We start from the raw sequence: 25212 nt of genomic DNA on the forward strand, positions 1-25212 counted from the left end.
CATAGGCGGTTGGCGAAGGCTGCGACCGAACGGATGTCACACAAACTTCATGATTGAGGAGTAGATCGGCCAAAAAAAAGCAGCAGCCCGAAGGCTGCTGCGATTGCATTGCGGCTAAAGCGAAGCTTACAAAGGACGACCGATAGCGTTGCAGACGCTGGCGTTGTTGATGTCCAGGTTGTTGCCCGAAGTGTTGGTGACGAAGTTGGCGGTCACAGCGGCTTTCCAGTTGGTTGGAACCGGAGTGAAGCTGTGCGCGATGGTGGCAGCGTTGTTGCCCGGGTTGCTGTAGTGAGTGGTCAGGAAGCTGCGCACATCGTTGGCCACGGCTGCATCCTTGTAGCACTGACCGAAGATGAAGTTGGTGTAAGCGACGATCGGGTAGCCGCTCGCCGGGTTAGGCACAACCGGTACCCACTGCGCCGGGTTGGCAGGCGCGGCTGGCAGAGCGGCCGAACCCAATGCCAGAGAAACGTTGGCAGTGGTTGGCTGCACGCCGTTGACACGGGCAACAACAGCGTTGCTCGCGGCGTTCACACCGTCCGGACCAACATAACCGATCGAACCGTCAACGGCGTTGACCTGGGTGGCGACGTCAGACGTACCGGCAACACCCACCCAGTTCGCTGGCAATGCGGAGCCGGCTGGCAGGCGAGCGTTGGTGAAGGTGGAGTTGGTGGCGAACTTGGTCGGGCAGATCGAGTTCAGGTGGCGAGTGAGGATTTCCGAGGTGCCGCTGGAAACGTTGCGATAAACAACGCGAATCGGCGTGGTGTCGGCAGTACCCAACAGTGCACCCCAAGTGGTTTTGGCGCCCGAGAAGGCATCACACAGCTGAGTGCTGGTCAGGTTCAGCGCGGTCTGGCCAGACTTTTTGTAAGGAATGGCAACCGAAGTGGCCACCGAAGGCAGTTGGATCAGCGGGCCGTACGAAGCGCCGTAGGTGCTGTTGTAGGTGCTGATTTCCGTAGCGCTGAGGATCGAGTCGCTACCGGCGAAGTGCACCGAACCGGTGGTGCTGAACAGCGCGGAGTTGTTGGTCAGGAAAGCCGTTTTGCCAGTACCGCTACCGGTGCCCAGGTAGCTGAAGTTGGCTGGCAGGATGCTGTTGGCAGAACCTTTGTACAGAGCGGCAGGCAGAGTCGCGCCACCACCGGTAACGTTGGCGGCCATGGCCTGGGCGGAAGCCAGAGCGGCGACAGTCAGTGAGGCGGCGATCAGAGTGCGCTTGAACATGAAGAATCTCCTTTTCAACTAGGTTTGGGAACACAGGTTTCGGAAAGCTTGCATGACACTGGGAGGACTCACCCAAGCCCTCGCTAGCGTTGGCCTTGGTTAAGTCGCACTGAGAAATTCGCAGTTTCCGGTGACAGATAAAGGAAAAAACCTCGGGAGGTGAGCGGTGTTTCTGAAGGGATTTTCTCGGGTGTTTGTCGGGTGTCGTGCAGCGTCTGGATCGGGGGTTTGGCGGAATCGGGCTGGAGGCGTTGGCGGGTGGTTGCAGATGACAGAAAGGAGAACCCGAGGATGGTTCTTTTGAGGGTCGGGTGATGCTGAAGTCCTGGGAAAAAGATTGGATTTTTTGTTGCCCTGATTGGCCCCTTCGCGAGCAAGCTCGCTCCCACATTTGAAATGCGTACCCCTGTAGGAGTGAGCCTGCTCGCGATGAGGCCCTGCGCAACAACACCACTACTGGACCAGTTGATTGATCTCAATGATCGGCAGCAACACCGCCATCACAATCACCAGCACTACCCCACCCATCACCACAATCATCAGCGGCTCCAGCAACGCGGTCATGCCCATCGCTCGCCGCTCGATATCGCGCGACAGGGTTTGTGCCGCACGCTCAAGCATCGGCGGCAGCGAGCCGGTTTTCTCGCCACTGGCGATCAGATGAATCAGCACTGGCGGGAATACGTTCTCCACGCGCAATGCAGCGGCGAGGTTGACCCCTTCGCGCACTTTGGCCGTTGCTTCAGTGACGCTCAAACTCAAGCGGTCGTTGGACAGGGTCTGCCGCGCCGCCTCCAATGCGCGCAGCAACGGCACCCCGGCGCCGCCGAGAATCGCCAACGTCGAGGCGAACCGTGCGGTGTTCAGGCCCAGAATGAAACGCCCGAACAGCGGCAACTTCAGCACGCGATGATGCCAACTCAAACGTGCCGCTGGATTGCGCAGGTACAAACGCCAGCTCCAGAAACTTGCGGCCATGATCCCAGCGCACAGCCAGCCCCAACTGCGGATGAAATCACTCGCGTTGAGCATCGCCAAGGTCAGCCCGGGCAAATCCTGCCGCGCCTGGGAAAACGCGCTGACCACCTGCGGCACCACGTAACTGAGCAGGAAAATCACGATGCCGATCGACACCAGACCGACCACGCCCGGATAGATAAACGCCGTGAGAATCTTGCCGCGCAGGTTGTTGCGTTCCTCGATATAATCCGCGAGGCGTTCCATGACCTGCGCCAAATCACCGGACTCCTCACCCGCCGCAATCAGCGCACGGTAGATCTCAGGAAAGTCTCGCGGTCGCGCGGCGAGGGATTCCGCCAGTCGCATGCCGCTGCGCACATCCGCACGAACAGCGCTGAGGGTGTGGGCGATGTGCTTTTTCTCGGCCTGCTCCACCGTGGCGCTCAACGCGGCCTCCAGCGGCAGACTGGCGCCGAGCAGACTCGCCAGCTGCCGCGTGGCCCAGGCCAGATCGTTATCGGAAAGTTTGGCGCGGAACAATCCACCGCCGCCGTGACTGGCGACGTTGCTTTCTTTGTGCACCGACAACGCGGTCAACCCGCGCGCGCGTAACGTTGTGAACGCGGCAGCCTGGCTGTCCGCCTCAAGGTGCCCGGATTCGATCTTGCCGGTCGCATCGGCAGCTTCAAAACGATAGCGATTCATCAGGCGTCCCGTGTCACACGGAGGATTTCTTCAGGGGCGGTGGCGCCGCTGCGGATCCATCGCTCACCGTCCTCGCGCAGGCTGAACATCCCGGCTTTCGCGGCTGATGCGCGCAAGGCCTGCTCCCCTGCCCCTTGGTGAATCAGGGTGCGAATGTCGTCGTCGATGCAGAACAACTCGTGGATGCCGGTGCGGCCGCTGTAGCCGGTCTGATTGCACGCCGGGCAGCCGACCGGTCGCCAAGTGCCCGGTGTCGCCGGGTCTTCCTGCTTGCACTGATTGCACAGCCGTCGCACCAGTCGTTGTGCGAGCACGCCGAGCATCGACGAGGCCAGCAGAAACGGTTCGACGCCCATGTCGATCAAGCGGTTGACCGCCGACACCGCGTCGTTGGTGTGCAATGTCGCCAGCACCAAGTGCCCGGTCAACGAAGCCTGCACGGCGATTTGTGCAGTTTCGAGATCGCGGATCTCGCCGATCATGATGATGTCCGGGTCTTGCCGCAGGATTGCTCGCAGCGCCAGGGCAAAAGTCATGTCGATCTTGGCATTGACCTGGATCTGGCTGATGCCCGGCAGGTCGTATTCCACCGGATCCTCGACGGTGAGAATGTTGCTGGTACTCGCATCCAGCCGTGCCAATGCGGCGTAGAGGCTGGTGGTTTTGCCGCTGCCGGTCGGCCCGGTGACCAAAACGATGCCGTGGGGCTGGCGGATCAGGTGATCGAGTTTGGCCAGCACCTGCGCGTCCATGCCCAGTGTTTCCAGATGCAGACGCCCGGCCTGTTTGTCGAGCAGACGCATCACCACCCTTTCGCCATGACCGGTGGGCACGGTTGAAACACGAATATCAATCGGCCGCCCGGCCACGCGCAAAGCGATGCGTCCATCTTGCGGCAGGCGTTTTTCGGCGATGTCGAGCTGGGCCATGATCTTGATCCGCGACACCAGCGCACCATGCAACGCCTTGCGCGGTGAGACCACATCGCGCAAGGTTCCGTCGACGCGATAGCGCACCACCGAATGGGTTTCGAACGGTTCGATGTGAATGTCGCTGGCCTCATCGCGCGCGGCCTGGGTGAGCAAGGCGTTGATCATGCGGATCACCGGCGCGCCGTCCTGGGTGTCGAGCAGGTCGGTGATTTCCGGCATGTCCTGCATCAGCCGATCCAGATCAACTTCGTTTTCCGCAGCCCCAACCACCGCCGCCGCACTGCCGGTGTCGGCATAGGCTGCGGCGAGCAAGCCGTCGAGTTCGTCATCGCGCACGCGTTGTATGGTGGTCGCACCGAACTGCCGCCGCGCCTCGCTGATCGACCAGCCCGGCGTTGACGGGCACACCGTCAACACGCCATCGCACAACAGAATGCGCTGCGCCTTGGCCCAGGCGTAAGGCAGCGAACTCATTGGATGGGCACCGCTTTGATCGTCGCGCGTGGGCCGGAACTCGGTAACACCGCCGGCACCCCTTGCGCCGCTGTCGGCAATTGCGGCGCCTGCATGTCCGGCATCGCCCAGCTGCGTTCCGGCTGCAAACCACCTTGCGCCCGGCGCATGAAGTCGTAGCGGTTGAGGGTAATGCTGCGCCCCGCTTCGCTGTCGCGGATGATGTACGGACGCAGGAACACCATCAGGTTGGTCTTGGTAATCGCCCGGCGTTCATTGCGAAACAGCGCGCCGATTCCCGGCAGACTGCCCAGCCAAGGCACCGCGTCATTGCTCTGGCTGTAACCGTCCTGCAGCAACCCGCCAAGGACCATGATCTGCCCGTCGTCGAGCAAAATACTGGTGTCGATTGCACGTTTGTTGGTGACGATGCCCGTCGATGTCGCGCTGTTGGAAGCGCGTTCGTCGATGCTGCTGACCTCCTGATAGATATCGAGCTTGACCGTACCGCCCTCGGAAATCTGCGGACGCACGTTGAGCTTCAAACCGACCTCTTCCCGGGTCACGGTTTGGAACGGGTTGTTGCTGGTGCCCCCGCCGCCCGTCACATAACTGCCGCTGACAAACGGGATGGTCTGGCCGACAAAAATGCTCGCCGCCTCGTTGTCGAGGGTCAGCAGATTCGGCGTCGACAGCACGTTGGTGCCACCCTTGCTTTTCAAGGCCCGGGCCAGCACTTTCAGGTCAAGAATCTTGCCGATCCCGGGGATATCGACGGTGCCGTTGACGTAGCCCAGATTCAACCCCTGAGGCAGCACATCGATGCTGGTTTTGCCGTTGGTGTTGAGCCCCGAACCACCGAGATTCGCGCCACCGATCACGCCATTGCCACCGAGATTGCCGGTCTGCCACTGCACACCGAACTCACTGGCATCGTCCTCGCCGACTTCGACGATCAGGCTCTCGATCACCACTTGCGCGCGGCGCTGGTCAAGCAGATCGATCACCTCGCGCAAGTTGCGATACAAAGGCTCCGGCGCGGAAATCAGCAAGGTGTTGGTGGTGGCGTCCGCCTGAATGGTCACGCCGCCGGCACTGAAAGCGACGTTCTGCTCGCTGCTTTGCGCGCCGCCGCTACCAGTTGTGCCGCCACTGCTGCCCTGGGCGTAACTGCCGCCCGTGCTGACGCTGCTATTAGTCGATGTAGTGCCGCTGCTTTGCGTACTACTTTGGCCATTTTGCCCAGCGCTACCGCCAGTACTTGCGCCCATGGCACTGAGCACCGAACGCGCACTGTCGCTGCTGCCGCTGTCACTTTCACCCGTGAGCAACCCGCGCAAGGCCTGCGCCAGTTTCGCCGCCTGCGCGTTACGCAGATAAACCACATGCAGATTGCTCGGATTGCTCTGCGCGTTATCCAGTTTGTAAATCAGATTACGCGCCAGCTCCGTACGCTCCGGGCTGCCGGCGCGAATGATGATGGTGTTGGAACGCGGATCACCAATCACCGCGATTTTCTGCGTCGGATCATTGCCCGGCGCATCCAGCAGATCCGCGACCATCGGCGCAATGTCGGCAGCGATGCCGTTCTGGATCTGCACCACATCGGTGTCGATCGCACTCGGCGAATCAATGCTCGCAATCAACTGCGCAACGCGGGTCAGGTTCTCAGAGTAATCAGTGATGACGATGGTGTTATTGCCCGGATAGGCGTTGATCGGATTGTTCGGCGAAACAATCGGCCGCAGCACCGGAATCAGGTTCACCGCGTTCTCGTATTGCAAACGAAACGTGCGCGTGAGCATGCCGTTGCCGGCCGGTTTGTCGGCACTGTAAATCGGCCCGCCGAGCAACTTCGCATCCGCCTCCGGCACCACCTGCGCCACACCGCCCACGTCAACCACACTGAAACCCTGCATGCGCAACGCCGCCAGCAACATGTCGTAAGCCTGCCGCGCCGGCACCTGACCTTCCGACACCAGCGTCAACGTGCCCTTGACCCGAGGGTCGACCAAAAACTGCTGCCCGGTAGAACGCGCCAACGCGCGCACCACCGCTTGAATATCGGCGTCGACAAAATTCAGCGTCACCGGTTGATCGCCCAAAGGATTACTCGGCAAGGCAATGCCTGACGCCGCCGCCCCACTGCGCGCACTCTTGCTGATGTTGTGCAATTGCTTCGGCACAGGTCGCGCTTGGGCCTGCGCACGTTCGCGATCGAGCACCGCGTCGCCGCTGCGCTGGGTGTTGGCCAGCGGCCGGCCCAGTTCACTGTCGACCAGCAATGGCGGCTGGTTCTGTGGTGTGGTGGTGTTGCTGCATGCACTCAACGCCATCAGCAACATCGGCAACGCCAGACGTGCCGGTTTGGATCCTGACCCCTTCATGAAGCTTCCTTAGCGCCCAGCGCCTGATCCATGCGAACGGTGCCTGACAAAGTGCCGGCGGTGACTTCGGTCGAGGGGTTGTCCGCGCGTTGCAAACGGGCCTCGACCACTTGCAGAGAAAGTTGTGCCGGGTTGCTCAACAGCCAGTCGAGCACGGCGTCGGCCGGCGCCGCATCGAAGGTCAATTGCCAGGCGCCCTGTGCCTCCTGTAATTGGTAATGCCCCGCCAGGCCACTGGCCTGCAGGGTCTGCTCCAGCGATTGCGCCAGGCTTTGCCCGTCCGGGCGCACGCTGACTTCGCGCAGCAGCACTTCCAGCGCTTCGGTCTGCGCACGCAGCTTTGGCGTCTCGGTTTGCCAATAGGTGATTTTCTTCAGCGGCGGCTGGATCAGCGCGACCCACAGCAGCAGGCCGACCAGCGCAATGGCCATGCCGGCAACCATGCGTTTTTCACGCAGGGCCAACGGCTGCCAACGCGCCTGCACCTGAGCGTAAAAGCGTTGCCACTTGGCGCGGTACAGCGCGAGCGAGGCCTTATTCATCTTCTTCTGCTCCGCCGCTGTCATCGCTTTCACTTGGGGTGGCTTCAGTGGCCGGACGCAACGTCCAACCTTCATCATCTGCCGTCACGCTGATACCGGCCTGGGCCAAGGTGCTTTGCCACTCGTGATCATTGCCGCCACGACGGGCTTCACTCAGCAGACTCAGCTGTAAGACGCCGTCGACAAACGCCAGCCGCTCGACACTGCCGGCCATCGACGGCATGCCGCTGCCGGCCTGCAACACCAGACGATTGAACGTCTGCGCCGGATCATCCGCCGCACCCTTCTGCCGCGCCGCCAATTGCTGGCGAACCTGTTGCAACGGGTTGAGGATCACCGGCAACTCGGGAAATGCCTGCTTAACCCGCAGGTTCATCTGGGTTTTCAACTGCTGGCCCTGCCCGGCTTCGCGAGCGGCATACAGGTTCAAACCAATGACCCACACCGCCACGGCCAACGCTGAGAGGGCGATCGCCCTGCCCCAGCCACGATGCTCGGTTTTTTGCTGTTGGACGGCGCCATGCAATCCCCAACCGGGTAACGGCCCGGTCCAGCGCTGCGCATCCGCCATCGGCAGTTCAGCGCACGGCGCCGGTTGCTCACCGACCCAGTGCAAAGTGACGCCCGGTTCCCACACAACACCGTCGAGGCCGTCATCAAACAACGGCTGCACCCGCGCCGCTTGCACGCTATCGCGCAGCAACAAATGCCCGTCCTGTACGCAAGCGACGGTGCCGGGCAACACTGGCAAACTGTAAGGCGCCGGATAGAGACCGCGCAGGTTCAGCCCAGCACTTTTCAGCAACTGGCCAAACCGCAACAAGTGCTGCCGAGGCGCCCAAGCGATCTGCACCTGCCCGGCCTCGTCCCGCGCGCTGTGCGCGATGTGCGTCTCGCTGCTGTCGCCGAGCATCAACGCCTGCGCCGCACATTGCACCGCCGCGACGATCTTGCTCGCAGGCAGCGGCGGCAAATCGAGACTCGCCAACAGGCTGTCAGCCGGGTGCAGAAAACACACCAGCGGCGGCAGTTTCGACTGCTGGCTCAACTGGCGCAGACTGAGGCGTTCTTCCCGCGTGACCTGGCCCTGACGATCCAGCCAGGCGCAGTGCAATTCACTGTGCAGATCCAGCTCCGCCAAGGGCGGCAACGCCACTTTCAACTGGCTCATACGCCCACCCGCGACCAGATCACCTGCGGCAAGCGGTCCTGGCTGCGATGCAACAACGCCTCAAGACTGACCCGCCGCTGATCACGCCGCGCCTCGCCGCGCAAGCGAAACCAGTCACTGGTAATGCCGACCTTGACGCTGGTCAGCTCCAGTTGCGGCATGCGCAAACGGTTAACGAAATCGCCACGGTTGATAAACCAGCGCCCGGCATCGCGCTCGGCGATCAGCGCATTCGCGCGCTCCAGCGACAGCCCGGGCACATAAGCAGCCAAGACCGGCGCGGTGGCAGTGTTGCCATTGAGCCAGGTCGTCGCGGGGATCACCGTCAGGTACGGCGCCAGTTTGCCAATCAGCGCCTCATTCACGCCGTCGACACTGCGCAAATCATCGATGCTGCGCAGCATCGGCAGCGTCGGTTTTTGCGGTTTGTGTGAAGCGTTGGGCGAGGTCGCGCGGCCACTGTCGAAACCGTTCTTCGGCGCTTCAGCAATCTGCGCATTCAGCAGTCGCGGGTAGGACGCGATCACCCGCTGACTGATGCGCTGACTCAACCCGGCACTGACCCCGATCAACTCGCACAAGCGCTGAAACGCCGCGACCTGCGCCTCATCAACCCGCTCATTGGCCACCAGATTGCGCAGGTTGAACTTGCCCTGCTCATCCTCCAGCCGCCCCTCAAAACCTTGCGCGGACAGACGCTGCGCCCACGGCTGATCGAGCCGGGTCAACGGATCGCGCTGACGTGCGTCCCACAACAATTGACGGCTGATCTCCAACCCGCCCAGCACCAGCCAACGCCCCTGCACACGCTGCTGATCCGCCTCCAGCGCACGGGTCGACACGCTCTGGCGCGTCAACATGCCCGCCGCAATCACCGCCACCACGGCCGCAATCAACAACGCGCTGATAATCGCCATGCCCTGTTGCTTCGCCCCCTCAGGCGAGCGGCTGTTCATGGCCGGCCTTACAACTGCCAGGAACCGATATCGGCATTCACGCCGTCGCCATCCGGCTGACCGTCGGCACCGAGGGAAAAAATGTCGATCTCGCCATTCGCGCCGGGGTTGAGGTACTGATAAGGCCGCCCCCACGGATCGTTCGGCAAGCGCTCCAGGTACGAGCGCCAATTGCTGTTCTTCGCATCCGCCGGCCGCTCAACCAGGACTTTCAAACCCTGATTCATCGACGGATAAGTACCGTGATCAAGGCGATACAACTTCAACGCCTGCATCAACCCACCAATATCCTGCTTCGCCGCCGTCGCCCGCGCCTGATCCGGCCGGTCGAGTACCTTGGGCACCACCATCGCCGCAAGAATCCCCAGAATCACCACGACCACCATGATCTCGATCAGGGTAAAACCCTGCTGACCACGCAGCGTGCGCATCGGTTGCTGAAGCGATTTGAAAGGTGCGATATCCATCTCGACATACCCTGGCTTGATTCGATTCGACGCGCAGTGTTGCAAGAAGATATGTCAGTGATGTTGAAAATCCTCGGGTGTTTTCGTCGTCAAGCCGTCAAGCACGCGGGTTAGCGTCGAGGGCTGGGTTTGGGTTTTGGGCCATGTATGCGTGCGCGTTCGCGGGAAGACGGTTTCACGTTGATTGAGGTGCTGGTGGCGCTGGCGATTATTGCCGTGGCGATGTCGGCGGCTGTGCGGGTGGCGGGGTTGATGACGCAGAGTAGCGGGGTTTTGAGGGATCGGTCGGTGGCGATGATTGCGGCGCAGAGTCGGATGGCGGAGTTGCGGCTGGAAGGCAGGTTACCGATGGGTATGAAAGCGCTGGATTGTGATCAGGGGCGGTTGTTGCTGCGCTGTGAACAGGTGATCAGCGCAGCCGAGAACGGCCGCTTGCTCAAGGTTGGGATTCAGGTGTTTGACCGTAATCAGGATGCGCCGCCGCTGGCCAGGCTGGAGACTTTGATGTCCCGAACGGAAAGCCCCTCACCCTAGCCCTCTCCCAAGGGAGAGGGAACCGATTGGGGGATATTCGAGAGCTACACCGACTTGAACGTATTTCATTGAATCCACAATTGCCAAGCCCACAAAGCCAAATCGAAGGCTCTTCACCAAAACCATAATCGCCGAGGACTTCCAGGTCGATGCACCCCGCAAGACACCTCGGTCGGCCCCCTCTCCCTCCGGGAGAGGGCTGGGGTGAGGGCCGCTTCTACTCGCAACCCCCAGAATCACCAAAGCCATAATCCCCACGATCTTTCAGGTCGACGTACCCCGCAAGACACCTCGATCGGCCCCCTCTCCCCCCGGGAGAGGGCTGGGGTGAGGGTAGCTTTTGCCCCCCATCCCGGAAGAATCATCTACAGAAACTGAGACCGGCCAGAAGCCATCATTGCCATGACAATGGTATCGTCCCCTCCTTTTCCAAATTTCTGACAGATTATGAATAGAACCAAATCCACAATCTGGGCCATTGCTCCCGCACCAGGCATCCCTGAATCACCCGCTCTTCCAATTGAGTCTGCAAACCTTCGACCCGCTTGCTTCGAGCCGCCCTATGCTGTCATGAGTATTCTCCCGTGCTCTCGTTGATGGATGTCTACAGGCCCAACACATCGCAGAACGCGCGACTGAATGAGTTGCTGACTGTGAGCGAAGCCAATATTGACAGTGCTGAATCCACAGCCGACCTATTGAAGGTGATCCACGAGTTCGCCTCCTACGATGGCCCGCTCAAATTCAATTGCACACGCGCATGGTGTTTTTTCGGTACTGGCCTGCTATTGATTGCGGGCGCTGTAGTCCTTTTTGGGTATATGAATACCTATTCCGTCGTTTCTTTCTTTCAACGTCTGCAAATTGAGCCTGGCTTGGTCGGCGCAGTCACTGGTGTGCTAGGCATCGGGTTCGCCGTTGGGAGCATGAAATGGATGACATCCAAAGCTGATCGCTTGCCATCGCTCAGCCGAAGAATTGCTGAACTGTCCTCCTACTTCCACAACGAGTTGATGTTCCTGGAAGAAGACTCGGACTGGACCCTCGACGAACTGGATGCGCAATTTGGTGACTACACTCGAGGCAACTACAGCCGAGAGTTTGTCGAATCGATAGAGGGAGTATTTACCGGCACACTGCGTGAGCTTCCTTACAATTACCGCCAACTGCACTACGTCAACAAACGAACGGTGCAAGTCACGGTGACCGACAAAGACGGCAAAACCAAAACGGAGACGCGAGTGGTGTATGACCACTACGACCGGTACAGTTTGGTCATCGACTTTCCCTGGGTCACCGGGATATCGGTCAGATCTGATGACCAATCAGAGAACGACTACTCATGGCCGATGGACACGGCATCTCCGGACTTTAATAAAGCGTTCTGTTTGACTGGGCAGAGCGAGATACTCTGCGCGAAATTCATCAAACCTTCGACAGTGCTGCACTTGTTGAAGCTATTCGACATCCTCCATCGTCCGAACCTGGAGTTCTCCGACAATGGCAAGCTGTGCCTCAGCTTCGCGAGCAGCGACCTGCTCGCGTTCGGCACTGAGCATACGCTGGCTTCACCCAACGAGTTTTACGCAGAAATTTCTGCGGGTGTCGCACTGCCCCGCCTGATGTCTGTGCTCCAATGGAGCCATGCACTCACTGAACTGCACGATGACAACTTTGCCTTGACCGCCACTCCCCCAAAAAAACGCAAAGAGAAGTAAGCCATGGACATTGCACTCATCCTCTCCGCTGTGATCGCCGTCATCATCATCTTAGTGGGCTTGGGCATCTACAACGACATCATCGGGGGACACAACGCAGTACAACGTGCCTGGTCGGACGTCCTCGTTTACGAACGCCAAAAGACCAAGGTGCTCGATCAGCTTCAAAAGGTGCTCGCCGACTTCATGGTCTTTGAGGCCAGCCTCCTCGAAAAAATCACCGGCCTGCGCAGCGCGGTCCACGCCCTGCCTGCTGGAGCGGACGGCCATGCCCTCACCAAAGTTGAAACCGCCTCGAGAGAGCTGATGGGTGGCTTGCGCATCGCTTTCGAGGCCTACCCTGACCTGAAAGCATCAGAAGCGGCGAACAACATGATGCGTGAAATTGCCGAACAACAAGAGAACGTCGGAGCGGCCATCACCATCTACAACCGCAACGTCGAACTGTTCAACAACACCATCGAGATGTTCCCGGGCTCGGTCGTCAATGGCCTGTTCAACAAGAAAACTCGCGTTACGCCATTCACCGATACCGAAGCTTCGCAGAGCTTCTCTTACACCCCGAATATCTAACCTGCGTTAAGCATCAAACCATCACCTGTGAGGGTGGTGGTCGATCACCTGTCCCCTTGAATAGATTCGCCGCTGATTTCTCGGGCGCGAACCATTCAATGACACGAGCGTTCAATCGGCCCCTTCTGAATCAACCAGCCCCACCACCGGAACCTGCCAAGCAGGCTTTTTCCCGCTCTGACCATCAAACACACGACGCGCCTCGCGAAAATCATCCACGTGCTCCACAACCCAAGTCCAAATCGGCGACATGCGAACCAACAACTCCATACCCAACGCCGTCAGCTCGTACTCAACATGGGGCGGCACTTGATCCAACTCCCGACGTATCAGCAAACCATCGCGCTCCAGCGCACGCAGCGTCTTGGTCAACATGCGCTGAGTCACGCCCGTCATTTGCCGTTTGATCTCGGCATGACGCATCGTGCCGTACACACCCAGGGCATGCAGGATGCCCAGTGACCAGCGGCTACCGGCGTGCGCCAGGACTTCGCGCCGCACGCCATCATCGTCTCGTCTTAGCGTCTGGCAGATCGCTTCTGCCTGGCTAAGGGTTTCCTCATCGGTCATGTGTCCCCCTGGTATCACGCGTGTGCCTTCTTCTGAGCGCTGCGCATTCGTGCCAGCATCGCCAAATCATACAGACGACGGATCTCAGGAGACATCATGACCGAAGCGACCCACCCTTCCCCACAATCCATTCTCGTACTCGGCGCCGGCGAACTCGGCCTGCCGGTGCTGCGCAATCTTGCGCGGGTAGCCAAGCGCTCGCCCGGCAGCACCCTCAGCGTCCTGCTCAGGGATTCGACCATCAACACGCAAGTCCCTGAGAAAAAACTGGAAGTCGATGAACTGCGCAGTCTGGGTATCGAGATGGTCGCTGCAGACCTGGTTAACGATTCCATCGATCAACTGGCCGAAGTGTTCGCAGCATTCGACACCGTCATAGGCTGCGCCGGCATGGTCGCCGGCCGCGAAACGCCGATGAAACTGGCGACAGCTGCGCTCAGGTCCGGCGTGAAGCGCTATTTCCCTTGGCAGTTTGGCGTAGATTTCGAAGTGATTGGTCGGGGCAGCCCACAGGATTTGTTCGATGCGCAACTCGACGTGCGCGAGTTGCTCCGCGCCCAGGATCAAACCGAATGGGTGATCATCTCGACCGGCATGTTCACCAGTTTTCTGTTCGAGCCGGTCTTTGAGGTCGTCGATTTTGAGAACGACACCGTCAACGCCTTGGGCAGCCTGGAAACCAGCGTGACGCTCACGACACCGGAGGACATCGGCAAGCTGACAGCGGACATCGTTTTCTTCGAACCGCGCTTTCGCAATGAGATCGTCTACCTGTCTGGCGACACGGTGACGTATGGGCAGGTGACGAGCCTACTTGAACGTGTGCTGGGGCGGCCGTTCAAGCGTAACGTCTGGACGGTTCCGTACCTGATGCAGGAACTGGAAAAAGACCCCACCCACCACATCAAAAAATACCGCGCCGTATTTGCCCAAGGCAGAGGCGTGTCGTGGCCTAAAGCGGGGACGTTCAACGAACAGCAGTCGATTCAGGTCACTACCGCTGAACAGTGGGCTCGGGACAACCTGGTAGTCGATTGACGCAAAGAAAGCCCCCCGCTCGCAGGTACAGATACACGTACATCGTCTCAACATTTATCGCGACTGAAGAGCCAGAACACTCCCACCTTGGAACACACTCAAAGGTGGGAGCGAGCCTGCTCGCGAAGGCGCCAGAATGAACACCCGATCAATCACCAGGTGATCCCGACACCTACATCACCCCGGCAACTGCAAATTATCCAGCGCCCGATTCACCGCCAACTCCCCGAGCATGATCAACTGCGCAATCCCCAACAACGCCCGACGCTGCGACGCTGGCAACAAACTGGCGACGTTCTGCGCAATGGTTTTGGCCGAAGCGAGTGTTTCACTGGCATCGGTTAGCAGTTCTTCGTTTTTGTTGTCGGCGGTGACGGCATACATCCCACGGTTTTTTCGTGGGGGCGGCGTGGAACCGGGTGGACAGAGGTAATGGTCGAGCGCGCGGTCGGCGGCTTCGTGGAGTTTTTTGGAATCGATGGATTCGTAGGGAGACGTGCAGTTAGATTCGGGCGGGTTGGGTGTTGGTTTGATCATGGTGAAGCTCCTTGATTGTTGGAGCCGCCACATTTCGCTGCGAAACGAAGAGAGGTGGCAGCTGTACGCAGGTTCGCAGACCGGGAATCAAGGAACCCGGCATACCCGAAGGTATCCCGCGCACAACCGCCATAAAGTACCGTTGCCATAAATTTTGAATGACAACAATTCGGAGCGCTGTGCGCCTTGATTAATCCGGGCTGCGAAACCCGATCGCTGATTCGTCAGCGACCGCACCACAATAGAACTCACCCCAAAGGCGCACAAGCCGGCGGATTCTGGCGTAGCTGTAGGCAAAGGCGCAAGGATATGTAGCCTGAGAGAGTGTCTGGAGATGTCTTTTTAAACGTTGGTGTTTATCGGGCCAATCATTGCGTCCTGCCGTCTAAAATTGATCCCGTCACCTGTTGCCAAGGATTCCCCCTGCTCGCCCCGCCTCGCGACCATATCCAGCAGTCAACCAATAATTTGTAAGTAAATATTGAGCGCGCCGACTGCCTCGGGCATGCTGCGCGCAGCACATTTACATGGACAGTAAAGCTTTATGCGCCCCTCCAAGGACACGCCCTTTTCTTCGCGCGCACACGCTGGACACCCCCGCATTATTTTGGCGGCCGATACCCCTCGCTCCCATATCGACCCCATTCCGGTCAAGGAAAACTGAAACTTTGAAAAGGAACATTTCATGAGTGGCAAACCCGCTGCGCGAGTGACAGATCCAACCAATTGCCCGCTTCCTGGGCATGGCACAAACCCTATTGTCAGCGGCTCGCCCAATGTGAATTTCGACGGCCTTGCCGCCGCTCGAATGACCGACAAATCCGCCTGCGGTAGCCCAATCACGGGCGCCGTCAGCGCTACGGTTTTCATCAATGGGCTGAACGCTGCGACCAAAGACAGTACCGGTGGCCACGGCAACGTGGTTATCGGCGGATCCGGCACGGTTATCATTGGCGACACCGTCGTATCAGCGCCTTTCAGCGGTCTGACGTCGATGCCCGTGCACTTCAGCGACAAGTTCAGGCTTATTGACGACGAGTCAGGGGAGCCGCTAGCTAATCTTGATTACGCCATTCAGCGAGCTGACGGCAGCATTGAGCACGGTGTCAGCGATTCAATGGGGTATACGCACGTAATTAGCTCGCACCTCGCCGAAACGATCCAACTGTTTTTGGAGGATTGAAAATGGATGTAGATAAAACTCAAGAAAACTACCGTGTACAAGGCTCCATGGCCAAAAGCATAAAGTTCTTTATTTCCACTCTCCAAAACAGCCACCAGCAGAGCATCAAAGAAAATAACGGAAGTTTTCCTCATGGCTGAAGTCATTAGCAAAAACGGCCGGAAAATGTCATCTGTAGCCACCAGAACGGTGACGCCTGTCAAAGACTCCAGCCCTAAAGCTGTATCCGTAGACGCAAAGCAACAAAAGAGGCGTGCCGAGAACGCAGAGTTCTTAAAGAATAAAAATGTGAAGGCCTTTCTGGATACGTTGGCACAAGTCGAGGGTGGCAATTATCACGCGAAATTCGGATATGGTTGGGCAGCCGGCTGGAAATCCGGGAAGTGGACATTCAGTGATGAGTCGACTCACCCAGGACCAGGTTTTGGTGGTTCAACTACAGCTTCTGGAAGGTACCAAATCACGAAAGCCACATGGTCGGAGCTCTCCATCAAAGCAATGGGACTATCTGACTTCAGCCCCGGAACGCAGGACTTGATTGCCGTTGAACTCCTGCGCAACGTGAGTGCCATCGAACCGCTGACAGGTGGCGACTTAAAAACTGCAGTTGGAAAAGCATCAAAAAAATGGGAAGCGTTGCCTATGGGGCCGGGCTTGGCAAATCGACCAATCAATGGAAAGCCTTCTGGCCAACCTTATACTGAGTACGACGAAGTAGAAAAAATATATAAAGGCTTTGGCGGTACTGTTAAATGAAACTAAAAATATTAGCCATCAGCCTTTTATGTTGCGTCAGTTTATTTTCTAGCGCAGCAGACATTCCTATCAAAGAGGGAATGCCATTTTCGAAAGCCCGAAAAGCGTTGATCAAAAATGGCTGGAAGCCGAATCCTTCCTACTCAGGTGAGTTCGGGGTTGAAAACGTCCTACAAAGACAAGGTTTCAATGAAATCGAGTCTTGCACGGAGGGCGTCCGTTTCTGCAGCTTCAACTACATCAAGAACGGAGATTGTTTAGGTGTAGGAACTGTCGGCGAAGAAGTCAAAGACATGAAAATTTATTCCTGGAACTTCAAATGTCCTGAAAAGGATTGAAACCAGAAATCGACAACAAAGTGATAACAAAAGGGACTGATTTATTTTATGAAATAAATCAGTCCCTTTTTTTGCTAGGCGTGATTGACAAGATCAAGGCCTGTGACTTTCCGGGCGCGATGCCTAAAGCAGCGACAAGGTGGGCGGCGCTTCCCGAAGGGCCCGGCAAAAAGAATCACTATCCCCCGCAACATTACGTCGAGTATCCAGAGTTTTTGTCGAGCTACAAATCGGCTGGAGGAACAACCAAATGAAGGCTTCAACCCTCGTACTTGTCGCACTTTATTGCACGGGTATCAGCGCAGCATTTGCCGATGGCTCACAGGCGCCGAACGACAAGCGCGGACCAGCAGGCATAGTCGTCGGAAAGCGTTTGGCTGCGGCCAAGTCCAAGCTCGTCACACAAGGATGGAAGCCAACGCGGATGCACACCACCGACGGTTATGAATACAGCGGCGTGGAGAAGGAGCTGGCTACACGCAAGTTTTTCGAACTGGACACCTGCTCGTTTGATAGCTCGCGCTGCATCTTGTACTACTCGAAGAAAGGCGCTTGCCTGCGCGTCGATACCATTGGTGAGCAATTCAATAAAATTACGGTGACGCGATGGACCGGCGAATGTCCTGAACCGACTCAATAACCACACGAAGACGGCACGGTAATAATCGACTGCTCCCACAGGTTTCAGCGTCGCACACAACATCTGCAATCAGCACAAAACCCTGTGGGAGCGAGCCTGCTCGCGAAAGCGCCAGAATGACCACCCAATCAATCACCTGGTGATCCCGACACCCGCATCACTCCGACAATTGCAAATTATCCAACGCCCGATTCACCGCCAGCTCCCCGAGCATGATCAACTGCGCAATCCCCGCCAGCGCATGGCGCTGCGATGCCGGCAACAGACTGGAGACGTTCTGGGCGATGGTTTTGGCCGAAGCGAGTGTTGCACTGGCATCGACCAGCAGCTCTTCGGTTTTGTTGTCCGCCGTCACGGCATACATCCCGCGGTTTTTACGTGGGGGCGGCGTGGAACCGGGCGGACAGAGGTAATGGTCGAGCGCGCGGTAGGCGGCTTCGTGGAGTTTTTTGGAATCGATGGATTCGTAGGGGGAAACCGAGGCGGTTTCTGGCGGGTTGGGTGTTGGTTTGATCATGAGTGAATCTCCAAATCATAGAAAAGGAGCCATCATCTTTCGCTACCAAACGAAGGGGTGGTGGCCATACGAAGGTTGGTAGACCGGTGACTTGGAGAACCGGCGCGCCCGAAGACGCCCTGCGCATGGCCACCATAATTACACAGCCCCAAAAAGGCCTGTATCGGGTGACGCTATGCGCCAAGTCTAAGCCGGGCTACCAAACCCGATCACTGATTCGTCAGCGACCAGACCACAATAGAATCCGACCCAAAAGCGCACAAGCCGGCGGATTCTGGCGTAGCTGTAGGCAAAGGCGCAAGGATATGTAGCCTGAGAGAGTGTTTGGAGATGTCTTTTTAAACGTTGGTGTTTATCGAATACTAATTGCTAACTGGGGTACAGGGGTTCAAAAGCATGTCTGTAAGTGAAAAGCGACCACGACGTATTGGCCGGTGGATAGGATTATTTCTCATTGGTGCTGTGACGTGCTGGTACATAGCTATATCGCGAGTTGTCGTTTCTACTCAAAGACGGCACCAAGAACACTAATTACGTCCTGAACACACAGCACACCATCGTTCGCGGTGAACTGCTGCCCGGAAAAACAATGGGTGATATAGGACATATCTTTCCTGACAATGAATTCTTCATGCGTCTGGACTGGTGGAATTCAAAGGGCCTGAACCGTTGCATCAGCATTACGCCCCAATGGTCGACAACGGAAATTCATATTGACCGTAAAGGCGAGATTGACACCAGTGAAGGCAATGGTACTGATGGAACGCGATTGAAGGCTTGTAAGTAGGATTTAGCCGAGCTATAGGTGGCTACTTTCGGCCAAGAGCGGCCGTTTATGAGAGAAGGTTGTCGACCCCGAGCGGACACTCATAAGCACTGAGCCAGCAGCCTCCAGGTGAGCAATACCTGCGATCTCTGCTGCTAACCGCACCGCTATTTTTTGGCAGAACCGCATATGTAAGGTCTGTGCAATAGCCCAAGGATTGCGCGTCAGTGTTTGAACGAGGTGCTGATTCAGTTCAAAATCAGGCTCGACGAGCTCCACAATCACACCAAAGCTTTAGGCGCCTTAAAAACGCCCCCTCAATGCTGGCCCTACAACTAGCCTGATTGAAAGGCGTAGGATAAATAAAATTAGTCTTCGAGATAAATAGCACTTAAAATCCGTTAACGAGTCGCTCTCATAACCCCCCTCATTAAGGGGCCTTACCCAGCAGGCGAACAAGATGGATCTTTTTAATACAAAATTACCACAAAATAAACTCCATGCATCTTTCAAAGAAATTTGTAGCGACCCTAATTATACACCAGTCAAAGATGTGATCCAGTCGTGGAGTAAAGGACTATTGGAGAGATCAGGAGAACAAGTAAAGTTTATCAATGAGTTCCAGACCACCTTCAACTCTTCTTTTTGGGAACTATATCTAAATAAGATGATTATGGAACTTGGCTTCGCTGTCGATTACACCAAAGCAAGTCCGGACTTTTGCGTAAGCACTCCAAGTGGATATCAATTCAACGTTGAAGCTGTGATATCAGATCGCCCAAAAGCTACTACCACCAAAAAGAACTCTCTCAACGAGAAAGAGTTCAGGGACCACTGCACCTTTAAGCTCATCGGAAAGATAAAAGACAAAAGAGATATTTTCAGCGGAGTCAATGGAAAACAGTTCCCCTACTCTTCCCTTGGGCATGTTCGGGGCAGGCCATTTGTAATTGCAATTGCTCCATTTGATAGTGACCTATCACTAACGCAAAACAACGAAATAATCAACCGTGTGCTTTTTGGTATTGAACCTCCAGATGCACACGCACTTAAAACAGGAAAACAGAGAAAAATCTCATCAATTAGCAAGCCGTCAGGCGCTCCAGTTGAGCTAGGTATATTTACAAATGACTCCTACAAAGAAATTAGCGCAGTAATTTTTTCTACTACTGGAACTTTTGGCAAGGCGGTAGTTGAAAGTGGTGTCGAGAGAATCGTCAGGGCAACAATCTTCAGAGAAATCAACAAAAACGAGCCCGCAGCCCTCCAAGGCTTCAACGGCTTAGGAATAAACAACTATCAAATAGGTCCATTAAACTATCTTATCTCCACTCGATATGATTTTGGCAGCAGCATAGCTGGCTCTGACATTCATATTTACCATTCATCCTACCACCGAGAAACTCACCTTGATGGACTGCATATATATTACAATCCATATGCCACTATCCCCTTTGAAGCCGACACCATAGATGCCAAAGAGGTCACTCATAACTTTTACGATATAAATACTAATTCTCCTATTCAATATCACCCGGATGGCGCATTAGTATCAAGACAGCTGTACGAGCCAACCATTAATAATTTAAAATTTCTTCTTGATGCACACTCAAAAGAGGTATTAACTTCATTACACAAACAGAAAAAACATCCTGCGGGCGATTAGGTGTTGCGCATAAATATTAGAGAATTAGCACTCAAACCTTTACTTAAGGTATTCAATGCCTTTCCAACGCATGAGCACTGATGGCCAGGCCAATAAATTTCAGGACGGAAAACATGATTTCGCAAAAAGAAATTACAAGCGCAGTTATGCGATGCTTAGAAATTGCGAGCTTGATAAAATCTCATGAAAAGTATAATTCGAAATATATGGGAGCATTTCCAAGCGAAAGGGAGCTTGCTGATCCAGGAGCGCACTTGCCGGTAATCGCAGAGCAACTTGAGAAAATCGCCGAGAAACTGCAGTCATGTCAAATCAAGCCAAATTATCTCGGAGTTTCAACGGAGGCTACCGACTTCATAGCATTGTCCGAGATAATTATTTCAGAAATTAGTGAGCTTCAGTTCGACTCCCCCGAACTTAATATAACCACAGAAATAACTGCAAGTCAAAAATCCATCTCTGGATATACTTTCCTTAATCATGCTCGTGCAGCATCGCTTCCTCACACGTATAGCTTTATTGATCTACCTGATCAAAAAAGAACTCTTCAGCAATTCAGTGCACCATTTTACATCAGGCTCGCCCTTGAAGATAAATTTCGCAACATGATTGGCTTCAAGTCCTTAAGGGTTGCTCGAGGTTACCTAATACAAACCGAAGAAAGCTTTCCCGTGAGCCTTTTTATAAAATTCCTCATGAAGAAAGGCTCCATTTTTTTTGCACTAAACGTCTCACTTGAGGACGTGAAAAACATTTACAGCTGGAGCTGCAAGTTCGTCCATACTGGCCAGAAAGAATATCGCTGGCTAATACTTAAAGCCCTAGATGTAGTATCGCAGCTATTCGTAAATCATCAAGGATCGGGAGAGCGAATTGAAACATTGAAGCCCGGAATGACACTGGATAAATTACAAACCGCTCTTAACGACTTCACAAAGGCCGATAAGAAAAGAAATATTCCGGAGCGCCACTGGGAATTAAGTGAGAAGATTTATGACGTCAAACATTACATATATGATTCGAGAAAACGCTTTATGGGTCCTCCAAGGCGATAAATCAATCATCTGTACCTTATTCAGTATGTAAAAACACATGTGCCGTTTTGAGGTCTGCGTTGCTACGTAAAATCTGCTAGTGCTTGTGTTATCAGCCAACAACAAATTTGAGTAGTAACGCGACTTTGCCCCCCCCCCCCCGACATTCAAACGTGTTCTGAAACGTTTTCACACAGCTTTGTCGGTCGCGGCCTATCGTGACGGGCAACAAACGACCAGGTTCCACCCGTCGCAACGGGCAGTGAAAGGCTTAAACCGAGCCTTCTGAAGCCTTCGTAAAAGCGTCCTGGCCGTTATGAGCGTGAGATGGAACTTGAATGTTGAGTGCTCATCGTCAGAGATTCCGGGATGTGCCCCTTCGCTATGAAGCATCCGGAGCAACCCTTGTATGTAGCCCTTTCCGTCATTCCCCCATTCGCCTCTAGGTTCTGACAAGAAACCCTCTTTACCCAGTAACTGGATTCGGTTGTTCAATGTGTGGCTTGCAGCATCCTGCCCCGGAAATGCCTTGGCCGAAATGTCGTTAACCAACTGCTCTATGAAGGTCCTGAACTGTGCAATCGCGGCCGCCCAATCGCCTCGTGTATGACAGTCGATGGCCTGGTCTAAGTGAGCAATTGCTATCTGCATATCGAAGTATTTGAGCAGCGCATGAAGTTCGTTGTCGACCTGAGGAAGGTTCACATTGGAAGGTAGCGAGCATCGCAGCCAAGGTGGGGTACCTTGAGCACACGCGCCACCATCCCACGAGACGTCAAAACCATCTCTTTCCAAGCAACGCCTCAGGTGCTCCTGAGGCGATTCCGTACTTCCATGACACATCAACGCTACGGCTTCCCGAATAAGTGCCTCGGCGACGGTTATTAGACCTTCTTTCGTTACTAATGGTTGATGAGGGTTGAGCAAAACCGGGTGACTAAGTTGAACCACCTTTTTTGGCACGCTGATGGCGTCACCGGACGGCACTTGGTTGTCCAAGCTCAGTCGTTGAATCATCTGGTCAAATTTTGCCTGCGTCATCTTTTCCAGTAGTACAGCACCAGCCAAGATCGTCGCTCGCGTGAATTGAAGCTCTTCTTCCGTGTTCCCTCTCCATATAGGTTGTCGCACGAATATCCATCGATAGTGGTGCCAACTGCTATCTAAGCCGCGCTGCTCGGCGGGGACGGCGATGGGCGCGCAGGGTTAAAAAATAGGGCTGCGTGAAAGCCCATTCTCCATTATGTACCTCGGGGTCAACACATCTGAACAGATCAGATTTGATAAAGCTCAGGAGATTGCTCAAATGCATCATGGTGAGCTATCCGGAGATGTGCTGTAACCTTAATTTCATGCCATACAGTAGGGTGGTTTTTTTCGCTGATTTCAGCTTGTTTGCTCATGAGCTCATCCAAGGTGCCGCCACTCTCTTTGAGCCTCGTATAGGCGTCTAGGGAATCTTTATAGCTTGCATATGCGATCCTACGAGCTCGGCTCAGATAATCCCTGCTATTCAAGCCAAGAGTTTTAATAGTGTATTCGGCCCGCTTATATTCCCGAGTATCTTTGGGCGACAACGGCACGAAAAGGCCGGTTTGCAAATCCAAGGAAATATACTCAGTGGGATCCTCAGATGTGGGATCGATAAAAAGTGGGATGCCTGTTGGTGGTTGTAAGACCGGGTCACCTTTTTTACGGACAATATCAAATTTATTTCCGTCTGCATCGAAGATTGAAAATTGATCCCTTTTATTGGAACCATTGCAAGGGCCGCAAGCGAATAAGTAGTTTTGCCATATAAACGTTTTTTCGGGATAGAATTTTTTTGGCCATACATGCTCGACTTCATCGGCGGCAGAATCCTCGCAGTATTGGCAGCGTCGTGCCCCCGAGCAAAGAATGTCCAATGTAGCTCGGACCTCCTCGAAAATGGCCTTACTTTTCCCTTCCCACGCCTTTTTTGCAGAAGCTACCTTTTCGGCATAAGTGGGAAGGTTGTTAATGAGCTGTTGTTGAGCCTCTAGATAGGCTCGCGTACGGCCAAATGCGCTGACCTGTGGAAGTTTAAGCATCGCGCTATGCCCCCACCGTTTCAGTCATCGAAGAAAATATCGATTGGAGTTCTGTACGTCTCTCCAACTCGACCTCATCAAGCGAACGACGGCGAGATTGAATGTTTAGCGTGGCTAGCTCGTAAAACATCTCTTTTGCTATTTCTGAACGCTCGATGCCCTCGCCGAAAGCCCCAGAACTCAATGCTTCAAGAATATCTCCGAACAGGAGTCGATCTAGCGCTACTCCAGACACCCGTCCTTCTTTCTCATTGCCACCAGGTGAGGGCAATCGGGTAATCGAGCCACTGACAGCACCTTGGCAGACCAGTGGACTATGTGTAGTGACAATAAATTGTATGTTAGGAAAGTGGGTGGTCATCCACGGACCAATGGTTCGTTGCCAGCGGGGATGAAGATGGACGTCGATCTCGTCAATAATGACTACTCCTGGCACGATAATTCTGGTGCTGTCACTGCTAAATAAATGACTTTGTCCGAAATTAATACTTAACAGACGTATTAACTCTAGCGTCATACTTAGAACGGATCTAAAACCATCACTAAGTTCAGTAATCTCAATGATTTCTCCATTTGGATCTTTAAAGGTTACACCTTTTGGATTTACCTCTTCAAGCTTTGAACCATTAGGAAGAAAGTCGTCCTGATTGATGAAGTTTTTTATATTATCCAGAAGTCGTCCAGATGAAGAGTTACGGACACCACTGCTCTCGTCGTTTAGCTTGATGTAGTGAAGCTCTTTCAGCCAGCCGAGCGTTTCACTAAGCGCAACATCTTCTCCAAATAGAGAAAGATGGCTTGCAAGTTTTGGCGTTGAATAAAACAACTTCTCATGATCTTTGTTACCACCCGAAAAGCGTCGATAAGGACCGAAAGACGAGGTAAACCAGCCAGCACCGCCCCAGATATGTCTGTTTGGTGACGGAGAAACTTCGGCCGTAGTAATTCCCTGATCATTGATTTTAACGGCCGCGCGCAATTTTCCTGCAGTAGTGTTTCCTTTGCCAGTCCACTGATCGACTGAATCTTGTGTAAGACCAATGCTGATCCTCGCTTCCTTTTCACCATGCTGGACCCAATCTTGCCAAGGCAACCTCAACCCCATTGCATTTTTAGGACCCATCAGAGCAATGGCACAGGCTCTCAAGAATGTAGATTTTCCTGAGCCGTTATCACCTAACAGAACATGCCATCCCGCAAGTGTATCGTCGCCAGTTAATTCCCAAGTAAAGTTACCGAGCGATTTAAGATTTTTTATTTCAACTTTTGTAAGGTGCATAGTTATCCTTTGGGCTGGCGATCGTACATATTCCGGAGCGAGACATAATTGCAAGTATTTTACATTTTACAGTTCTACTTTTAACTCATAAATTTAGAAAACCGCTACCTAGCATAGCTGTAGCGCGAGATAGTCGACAGACCTATCGTGAAGATTTTCAAGATAGTGGTAAAAATTTGCCT

The 25212-nt window shown here is 54.9% G+C and carries 26 protein-coding genes; 12 read left to right on the forward strand and 14 right to left on the reverse strand.

Annotated features, from left to right (window positions below; translation table 11 throughout):
* Nucleotides 1–126: 126 nt before the first annotated feature.
* From PspR84_RS17000 to gspG, 8 genes are all read right to left on the reverse strand, one after another.
* Complete coding sequence (locus tag PspR84_RS17000) at nucleotides 127–1236, reverse strand: substrate-binding domain-containing protein (protein WP_160058361.1); 1110 nt, start codon at nucleotides 1234–1236, stop codon at nucleotides 127–129.
* A gap of 453 nt (nucleotides 1237–1689) precedes the next feature.
* Nucleotides 1690–2901 (reverse strand): type II secretion system inner membrane protein GspF, encoded by a 1212-nt coding sequence (gene gspF, locus PspR84_RS17005; protein ID WP_160057184.1) that lies wholly within the window; start codon nucleotides 2899–2901, stop codon nucleotides 1690–1692.
* The gene (gspE, locus tag PspR84_RS17010; protein WP_160057183.1) at nucleotides 2901–4307 is read right to left on the reverse strand and encodes a type II secretion system ATPase GspE; all 1407 of its coding nucleotides are present in this window, start codon (nucleotides 4305–4307) and stop codon (nucleotides 2901–2903) included. The genes gspF and gspE overlap by 1 nt, the downstream gene beginning before the upstream one ends.
* On the reverse strand, nucleotides 4304–6673 hold the full coding sequence (gspD, locus tag PspR84_RS17015; protein ID WP_160058363.1) for a type II secretion system secretin GspD: 2370 nt from the start codon (nucleotides 6671–6673) through the stop codon (nucleotides 4304–4306). The genes gspE and gspD overlap by 4 nt, the downstream gene beginning before the upstream one ends.
* Nucleotides 6670–7215: a type II secretion system protein GspM gene (gene gspM / locus PspR84_RS17020; protein WP_160058365.1), complete on the reverse strand. Its 546-nt coding sequence runs from the start codon at nucleotides 7213–7215 to the stop codon at nucleotides 6670–6672. Before gspM ends, gspD begins: the two co-directional genes overlap by 4 nt.
* Nucleotides 7208–8386 (reverse strand): type II secretion system protein GspL, encoded by a 1179-nt coding sequence (gene gspL / locus PspR84_RS17025; protein WP_160058367.1) that lies wholly within the window; start codon nucleotides 8384–8386, stop codon nucleotides 7208–7210. Before gspL ends, gspM begins: the two co-directional genes overlap by 8 nt.
* Complete coding sequence (gspK, locus tag PspR84_RS17030) at nucleotides 8383–9342, reverse strand: type II secretion system minor pseudopilin GspK (protein WP_160058369.1); 960 nt, start codon at nucleotides 9340–9342, stop codon at nucleotides 8383–8385. The genes gspL and gspK overlap by 4 nt, the downstream gene beginning before the upstream one ends.
* 8 nt (nucleotides 9343–9350) lie before the next feature.
* Nucleotides 9351–9773, reverse strand: a complete 423-nt coding sequence (gene gspG / locus PspR84_RS17035) for a type II secretion system major pseudopilin GspG (RefSeq protein ID WP_174244515.1) — start codon at nucleotides 9771–9773, stop codon at nucleotides 9351–9353.
* 183 nt (nucleotides 9774–9956) lie between these two features.
* Between gspG and gspI the strand changes: the two genes are divergently transcribed.
* The 3 genes from gspI (at nucleotide 9957) to PspR84_RS17050 (ending at nucleotide 12634) form a co-directional block, all read left to right on the forward strand.
* Nucleotides 9957–10343, forward strand: a complete 387-nt coding sequence (gene gspI / locus PspR84_RS17040) for a type II secretion system minor pseudopilin GspI (RefSeq protein WP_160058371.1) — start codon at nucleotides 9957–9959, stop codon at nucleotides 10341–10343.
* Between the two features lie 653 nt (nucleotides 10344–10996).
* Nucleotides 10997–12061, forward strand: coding sequence for a hypothetical protein (locus PspR84_RS17045; protein WP_238785133.1), 1065 nt, complete (start codon nucleotides 10997–10999; stop codon nucleotides 12059–12061).
* Nucleotides 12062–12064: 3 nt separating this feature from the next.
* Complete coding sequence (locus PspR84_RS17050; RefSeq protein ID WP_160058373.1) at nucleotides 12065–12634, forward strand: LemA family protein; 570 nt, start codon at nucleotides 12065–12067, stop codon at nucleotides 12632–12634.
* A 111-nt stretch (nucleotides 12635–12745) separates the two neighbouring features.
* Here PspR84_RS17050 and PspR84_RS17055 read toward each other — a convergent pair whose 3' ends face one another.
* Nucleotides 12746–13204, reverse strand: a complete 459-nt coding sequence (locus PspR84_RS17055) for a helix-turn-helix domain-containing protein (protein WP_095122810.1) — start codon at nucleotides 13202–13204, stop codon at nucleotides 12746–12748.
* A gap of 96 nt (nucleotides 13205–13300) precedes the next feature.
* On the opposite strand from PspR84_RS17055, the gene PspR84_RS17060 reads away from it, so the two are divergent.
* Nucleotides 13301–14242, forward strand: coding sequence for an aromatic alcohol reductase (locus PspR84_RS17060; RefSeq protein ID WP_160058375.1), 942 nt, complete (start codon nucleotides 13301–13303; stop codon nucleotides 14240–14242).
* 177 nt (nucleotides 14243–14419) lie between these two features.
* Here PspR84_RS17060 and PspR84_RS17065 read toward each other — a convergent pair whose 3' ends face one another.
* Complete coding sequence (locus PspR84_RS17065) at nucleotides 14420–14779, reverse strand: hypothetical protein (RefSeq protein ID WP_160058377.1); 360 nt, start codon at nucleotides 14777–14779, stop codon at nucleotides 14420–14422.
* A gap of 685 nt (nucleotides 14780–15464) precedes the next feature.
* Here PspR84_RS17065 and PspR84_RS17070 point away from each other — a divergent pair.
* Genes PspR84_RS17070 through PspR84_RS17095 form a run of 6 tightly spaced genes read left to right on the forward strand, consistent with a single transcriptional unit; the run spans nucleotide 15465 to nucleotide 17696 of the window.
* Nucleotides 15465–15962: a PAAR domain-containing protein gene (locus PspR84_RS17070; protein ID WP_034155639.1), complete on the forward strand. Its 498-nt coding sequence runs from the start codon at nucleotides 15465–15467 to the stop codon at nucleotides 15960–15962.
* A 2-nt stretch (nucleotides 15963–15964) separates the two neighbouring features.
* On the forward strand, nucleotides 15965–16102 hold the full coding sequence (locus PspR84_RS17075) for a hypothetical protein (RefSeq protein ID WP_160058379.1): 138 nt from the start codon (nucleotides 15965–15967) through the stop codon (nucleotides 16100–16102).
* Nucleotides 16095–16718 (forward strand): paar repeat-containing protein, encoded by a 624-nt coding sequence (locus PspR84_RS17080; RefSeq protein ID WP_160058381.1) that lies wholly within the window; start codon nucleotides 16095–16097, stop codon nucleotides 16716–16718. Before PspR84_RS17075 ends, PspR84_RS17080 begins: the two co-directional genes overlap by 8 nt.
* Nucleotides 16715–17056, forward strand: coding sequence for a hypothetical protein (locus tag PspR84_RS17085; protein ID WP_238785135.1), 342 nt, complete (start codon nucleotides 16715–16717; stop codon nucleotides 17054–17056). Before PspR84_RS17080 ends, PspR84_RS17085 begins: the two co-directional genes overlap by 4 nt.
* On the forward strand, nucleotides 17053–17310 hold the full coding sequence (locus PspR84_RS17090) for a hypothetical protein (protein WP_160058383.1): 258 nt from the start codon (nucleotides 17053–17055) through the stop codon (nucleotides 17308–17310). Before PspR84_RS17085 ends, PspR84_RS17090 begins: the two co-directional genes overlap by 4 nt.
* Nucleotides 17307–17696, forward strand: a complete 390-nt coding sequence (locus tag PspR84_RS17095; protein ID WP_160058385.1) for a hypothetical protein — start codon at nucleotides 17307–17309, stop codon at nucleotides 17694–17696. Before PspR84_RS17090 ends, PspR84_RS17095 begins: the two co-directional genes overlap by 4 nt.
* Before the next feature lie 157 nt (nucleotides 17697–17853).
* On the opposite strand, the gene PspR84_RS17100 is transcribed toward PspR84_RS17095, so the two are convergent.
* Nucleotides 17854–18213, reverse strand: coding sequence for a hypothetical protein (locus tag PspR84_RS17100; protein WP_160058387.1), 360 nt, complete (start codon nucleotides 18211–18213; stop codon nucleotides 17854–17856).
* 1226 nt (nucleotides 18214–19439) lie between these two features.
* On the opposite strand from PspR84_RS17100, the gene PspR84_RS17105 reads away from it, so the two are divergent.
* Together PspR84_RS17105 and PspR84_RS17110 are read left to right on the forward strand one after the other, a co-directional pair.
* Nucleotides 19440–20645, forward strand: a complete 1206-nt coding sequence (locus tag PspR84_RS17105) for a hypothetical protein (RefSeq protein WP_178121146.1) — start codon at nucleotides 19440–19442, stop codon at nucleotides 20643–20645.
* Nucleotides 20646–20758: 113 nt separating this feature from the next.
* Entirely contained in the window at nucleotides 20759–21700 is a 942-nt protein-coding gene (locus tag PspR84_RS17110) for a hypothetical protein (RefSeq protein ID WP_238785137.1), read from the forward strand.
* A gap of 192 nt (nucleotides 21701–21892) precedes the next feature.
* On the opposite strand, the gene PspR84_RS17115 is transcribed toward PspR84_RS17110, so the two are convergent.
* The 3 genes from PspR84_RS17115 to PspR84_RS17125 form a co-directional block, all read right to left on the reverse strand.
* A complete protein-coding gene (locus tag PspR84_RS17115) occupies nucleotides 21893–22747 on the reverse strand; it encodes a hypothetical protein (protein ID WP_160058391.1) in 855 nt (284 codons plus the stop codon).
* Nucleotides 22748–22953: 206 nt separating this feature from the next.
* Nucleotides 22954–23751 (reverse strand): hypothetical protein, encoded by a 798-nt coding sequence (locus tag PspR84_RS17120; RefSeq protein ID WP_160058393.1) that lies wholly within the window; start codon nucleotides 23749–23751, stop codon nucleotides 22954–22956.
* A 4-nt stretch (nucleotides 23752–23755) separates the two neighbouring features.
* A complete protein-coding gene (locus tag PspR84_RS17125) occupies nucleotides 23756–25030 on the reverse strand; it encodes an ATP-binding protein (RefSeq protein ID WP_160058395.1) in 1275 nt (424 codons plus the stop codon).
* Nucleotides 25031–25212 lie beyond the last annotated feature (182 nt).

This window comes from Pseudomonas sp. R84, assembly GCF_009834515.1.
Lineage (GTDB): Bacteria > Pseudomonadota > Gammaproteobacteria > Pseudomonadales > Pseudomonadaceae > Aquipseudomonas.

Excerpts from the sequence above, each read along its gene's own strand:
- gspI (WP_160058371.1), top strand. The coding sequence starts at position 9,957 with ATGCGTGCGCGTTCGCGGGAAGACGGTTTCACGTTGATTGAGGTGCTG.
- PspR84_RS17125 (WP_160058395.1), bottom strand. The coding sequence starts at position 25,030 with ATGCACCTTACAAAAGTTGAAATAAAAAATCTTAAATCGCTCGGTAAC.
- PspR84_RS17060 (WP_160058375.1), top strand. The coding sequence starts at position 13,301 with ATGACCGAAGCGACCCACCCTTCCCCACAATCCATTCTCGTACTCGGC.
- PspR84_RS17100 (WP_160058387.1), bottom strand. The coding sequence starts at position 18,213 with ATGATCAAACCAACACCCAACCCGCCAGAAACCGCCTCGGTTTCCCCC.
- PspR84_RS17110 (WP_238785137.1), top strand. The coding sequence starts at position 20,759 with ATGATTTCGCAAAAAGAAATTACAAGCGCAGTTATGCGATGCTTAGAA.
- PspR84_RS17120 (WP_160058393.1), bottom strand. The coding sequence starts at position 23,751 with ATGCTTAAACTTCCACAGGTCAGCGCATTTGGCCGTACGCGAGCCTAT.
- gspD (WP_160058363.1), bottom strand. The coding sequence starts at position 6,673 with ATGAAGGGGTCAGGATCCAAACCGGCACGTCTGGCGTTGCCGATGTTG.
- gspE (WP_160057183.1), bottom strand. The coding sequence starts at position 4,307 with ATGAGTTCGCTGCCTTACGCCTGGGCCAAGGCGCAGCGCATTCTGTTG.
- PspR84_RS17075 (WP_160058379.1), top strand. The coding sequence starts at position 15,965 with ATGGATGTAGATAAAACTCAAGAAAACTACCGTGTACAAGGCTCCATG.
- gspK (WP_160058369.1), bottom strand. The coding sequence starts at position 9,342 with ATGAACAGCCGCTCGCCTGAGGGGGCGAAGCAACAGGGCATGGCGATT.
- PspR84_RS17050 (WP_160058373.1), top strand. The coding sequence starts at position 12,065 with ATGGACATTGCACTCATCCTCTCCGCTGTGATCGCCGTCATCATCATC.
- gspF (WP_160057184.1), bottom strand. The coding sequence starts at position 2,901 with ATGAATCGCTATCGTTTTGAAGCTGCCGATGCGACCGGCAAGATCGAA.
- gspL (WP_160058367.1), bottom strand. The coding sequence starts at position 8,386 with ATGAGCCAGTTGAAAGTGGCGTTGCCGCCCTTGGCGGAGCTGGATCTG.
- PspR84_RS17085 (WP_238785135.1), top strand. The coding sequence starts at position 16,715 with ATGAAACTAAAAATATTAGCCATCAGCCTTTTATGTTGCGTCAGTTTA.
- PspR84_RS17070 (WP_034155639.1), top strand. The coding sequence starts at position 15,465 with ATGAGTGGCAAACCCGCTGCGCGAGTGACAGATCCAACCAATTGCCCG.
- PspR84_RS17000 (WP_160058361.1), bottom strand. The coding sequence starts at position 1,236 with ATGTTCAAGCGCACTCTGATCGCCGCCTCACTGACTGTCGCCGCTCTG.
- gspM (WP_160058365.1), bottom strand. The coding sequence starts at position 7,215 with ATGAATAAGGCCTCGCTCGCGCTGTACCGCGCCAAGTGGCAACGCTTT.
- PspR84_RS17080 (WP_160058381.1), top strand. The coding sequence starts at position 16,095 with ATGGCTGAAGTCATTAGCAAAAACGGCCGGAAAATGTCATCTGTAGCC.
- PspR84_RS17055 (WP_095122810.1), bottom strand. The coding sequence starts at position 13,204 with ATGACCGATGAGGAAACCCTTAGCCAGGCAGAAGCGATCTGCCAGACG.
- PspR84_RS17065 (WP_160058377.1), bottom strand. The coding sequence starts at position 14,779 with ATGATCAAACCAACACCCAACCCGCCCGAATCTAACTGCACGTCTCCC.
- PspR84_RS17095 (WP_160058385.1), top strand. The coding sequence starts at position 17,307 with ATGAAGGCTTCAACCCTCGTACTTGTCGCACTTTATTGCACGGGTATC.
- PspR84_RS17105 (WP_178121146.1), top strand. The coding sequence starts at position 19,440 with ATGGATCTTTTTAATACAAAATTACCACAAAATAAACTCCATGCATCT.
- gspG (WP_174244515.1), bottom strand. The coding sequence starts at position 9,773 with ATGCGCACGCTGCGTGGTCAGCAGGGTTTTACCCTGATCGAGATCATG.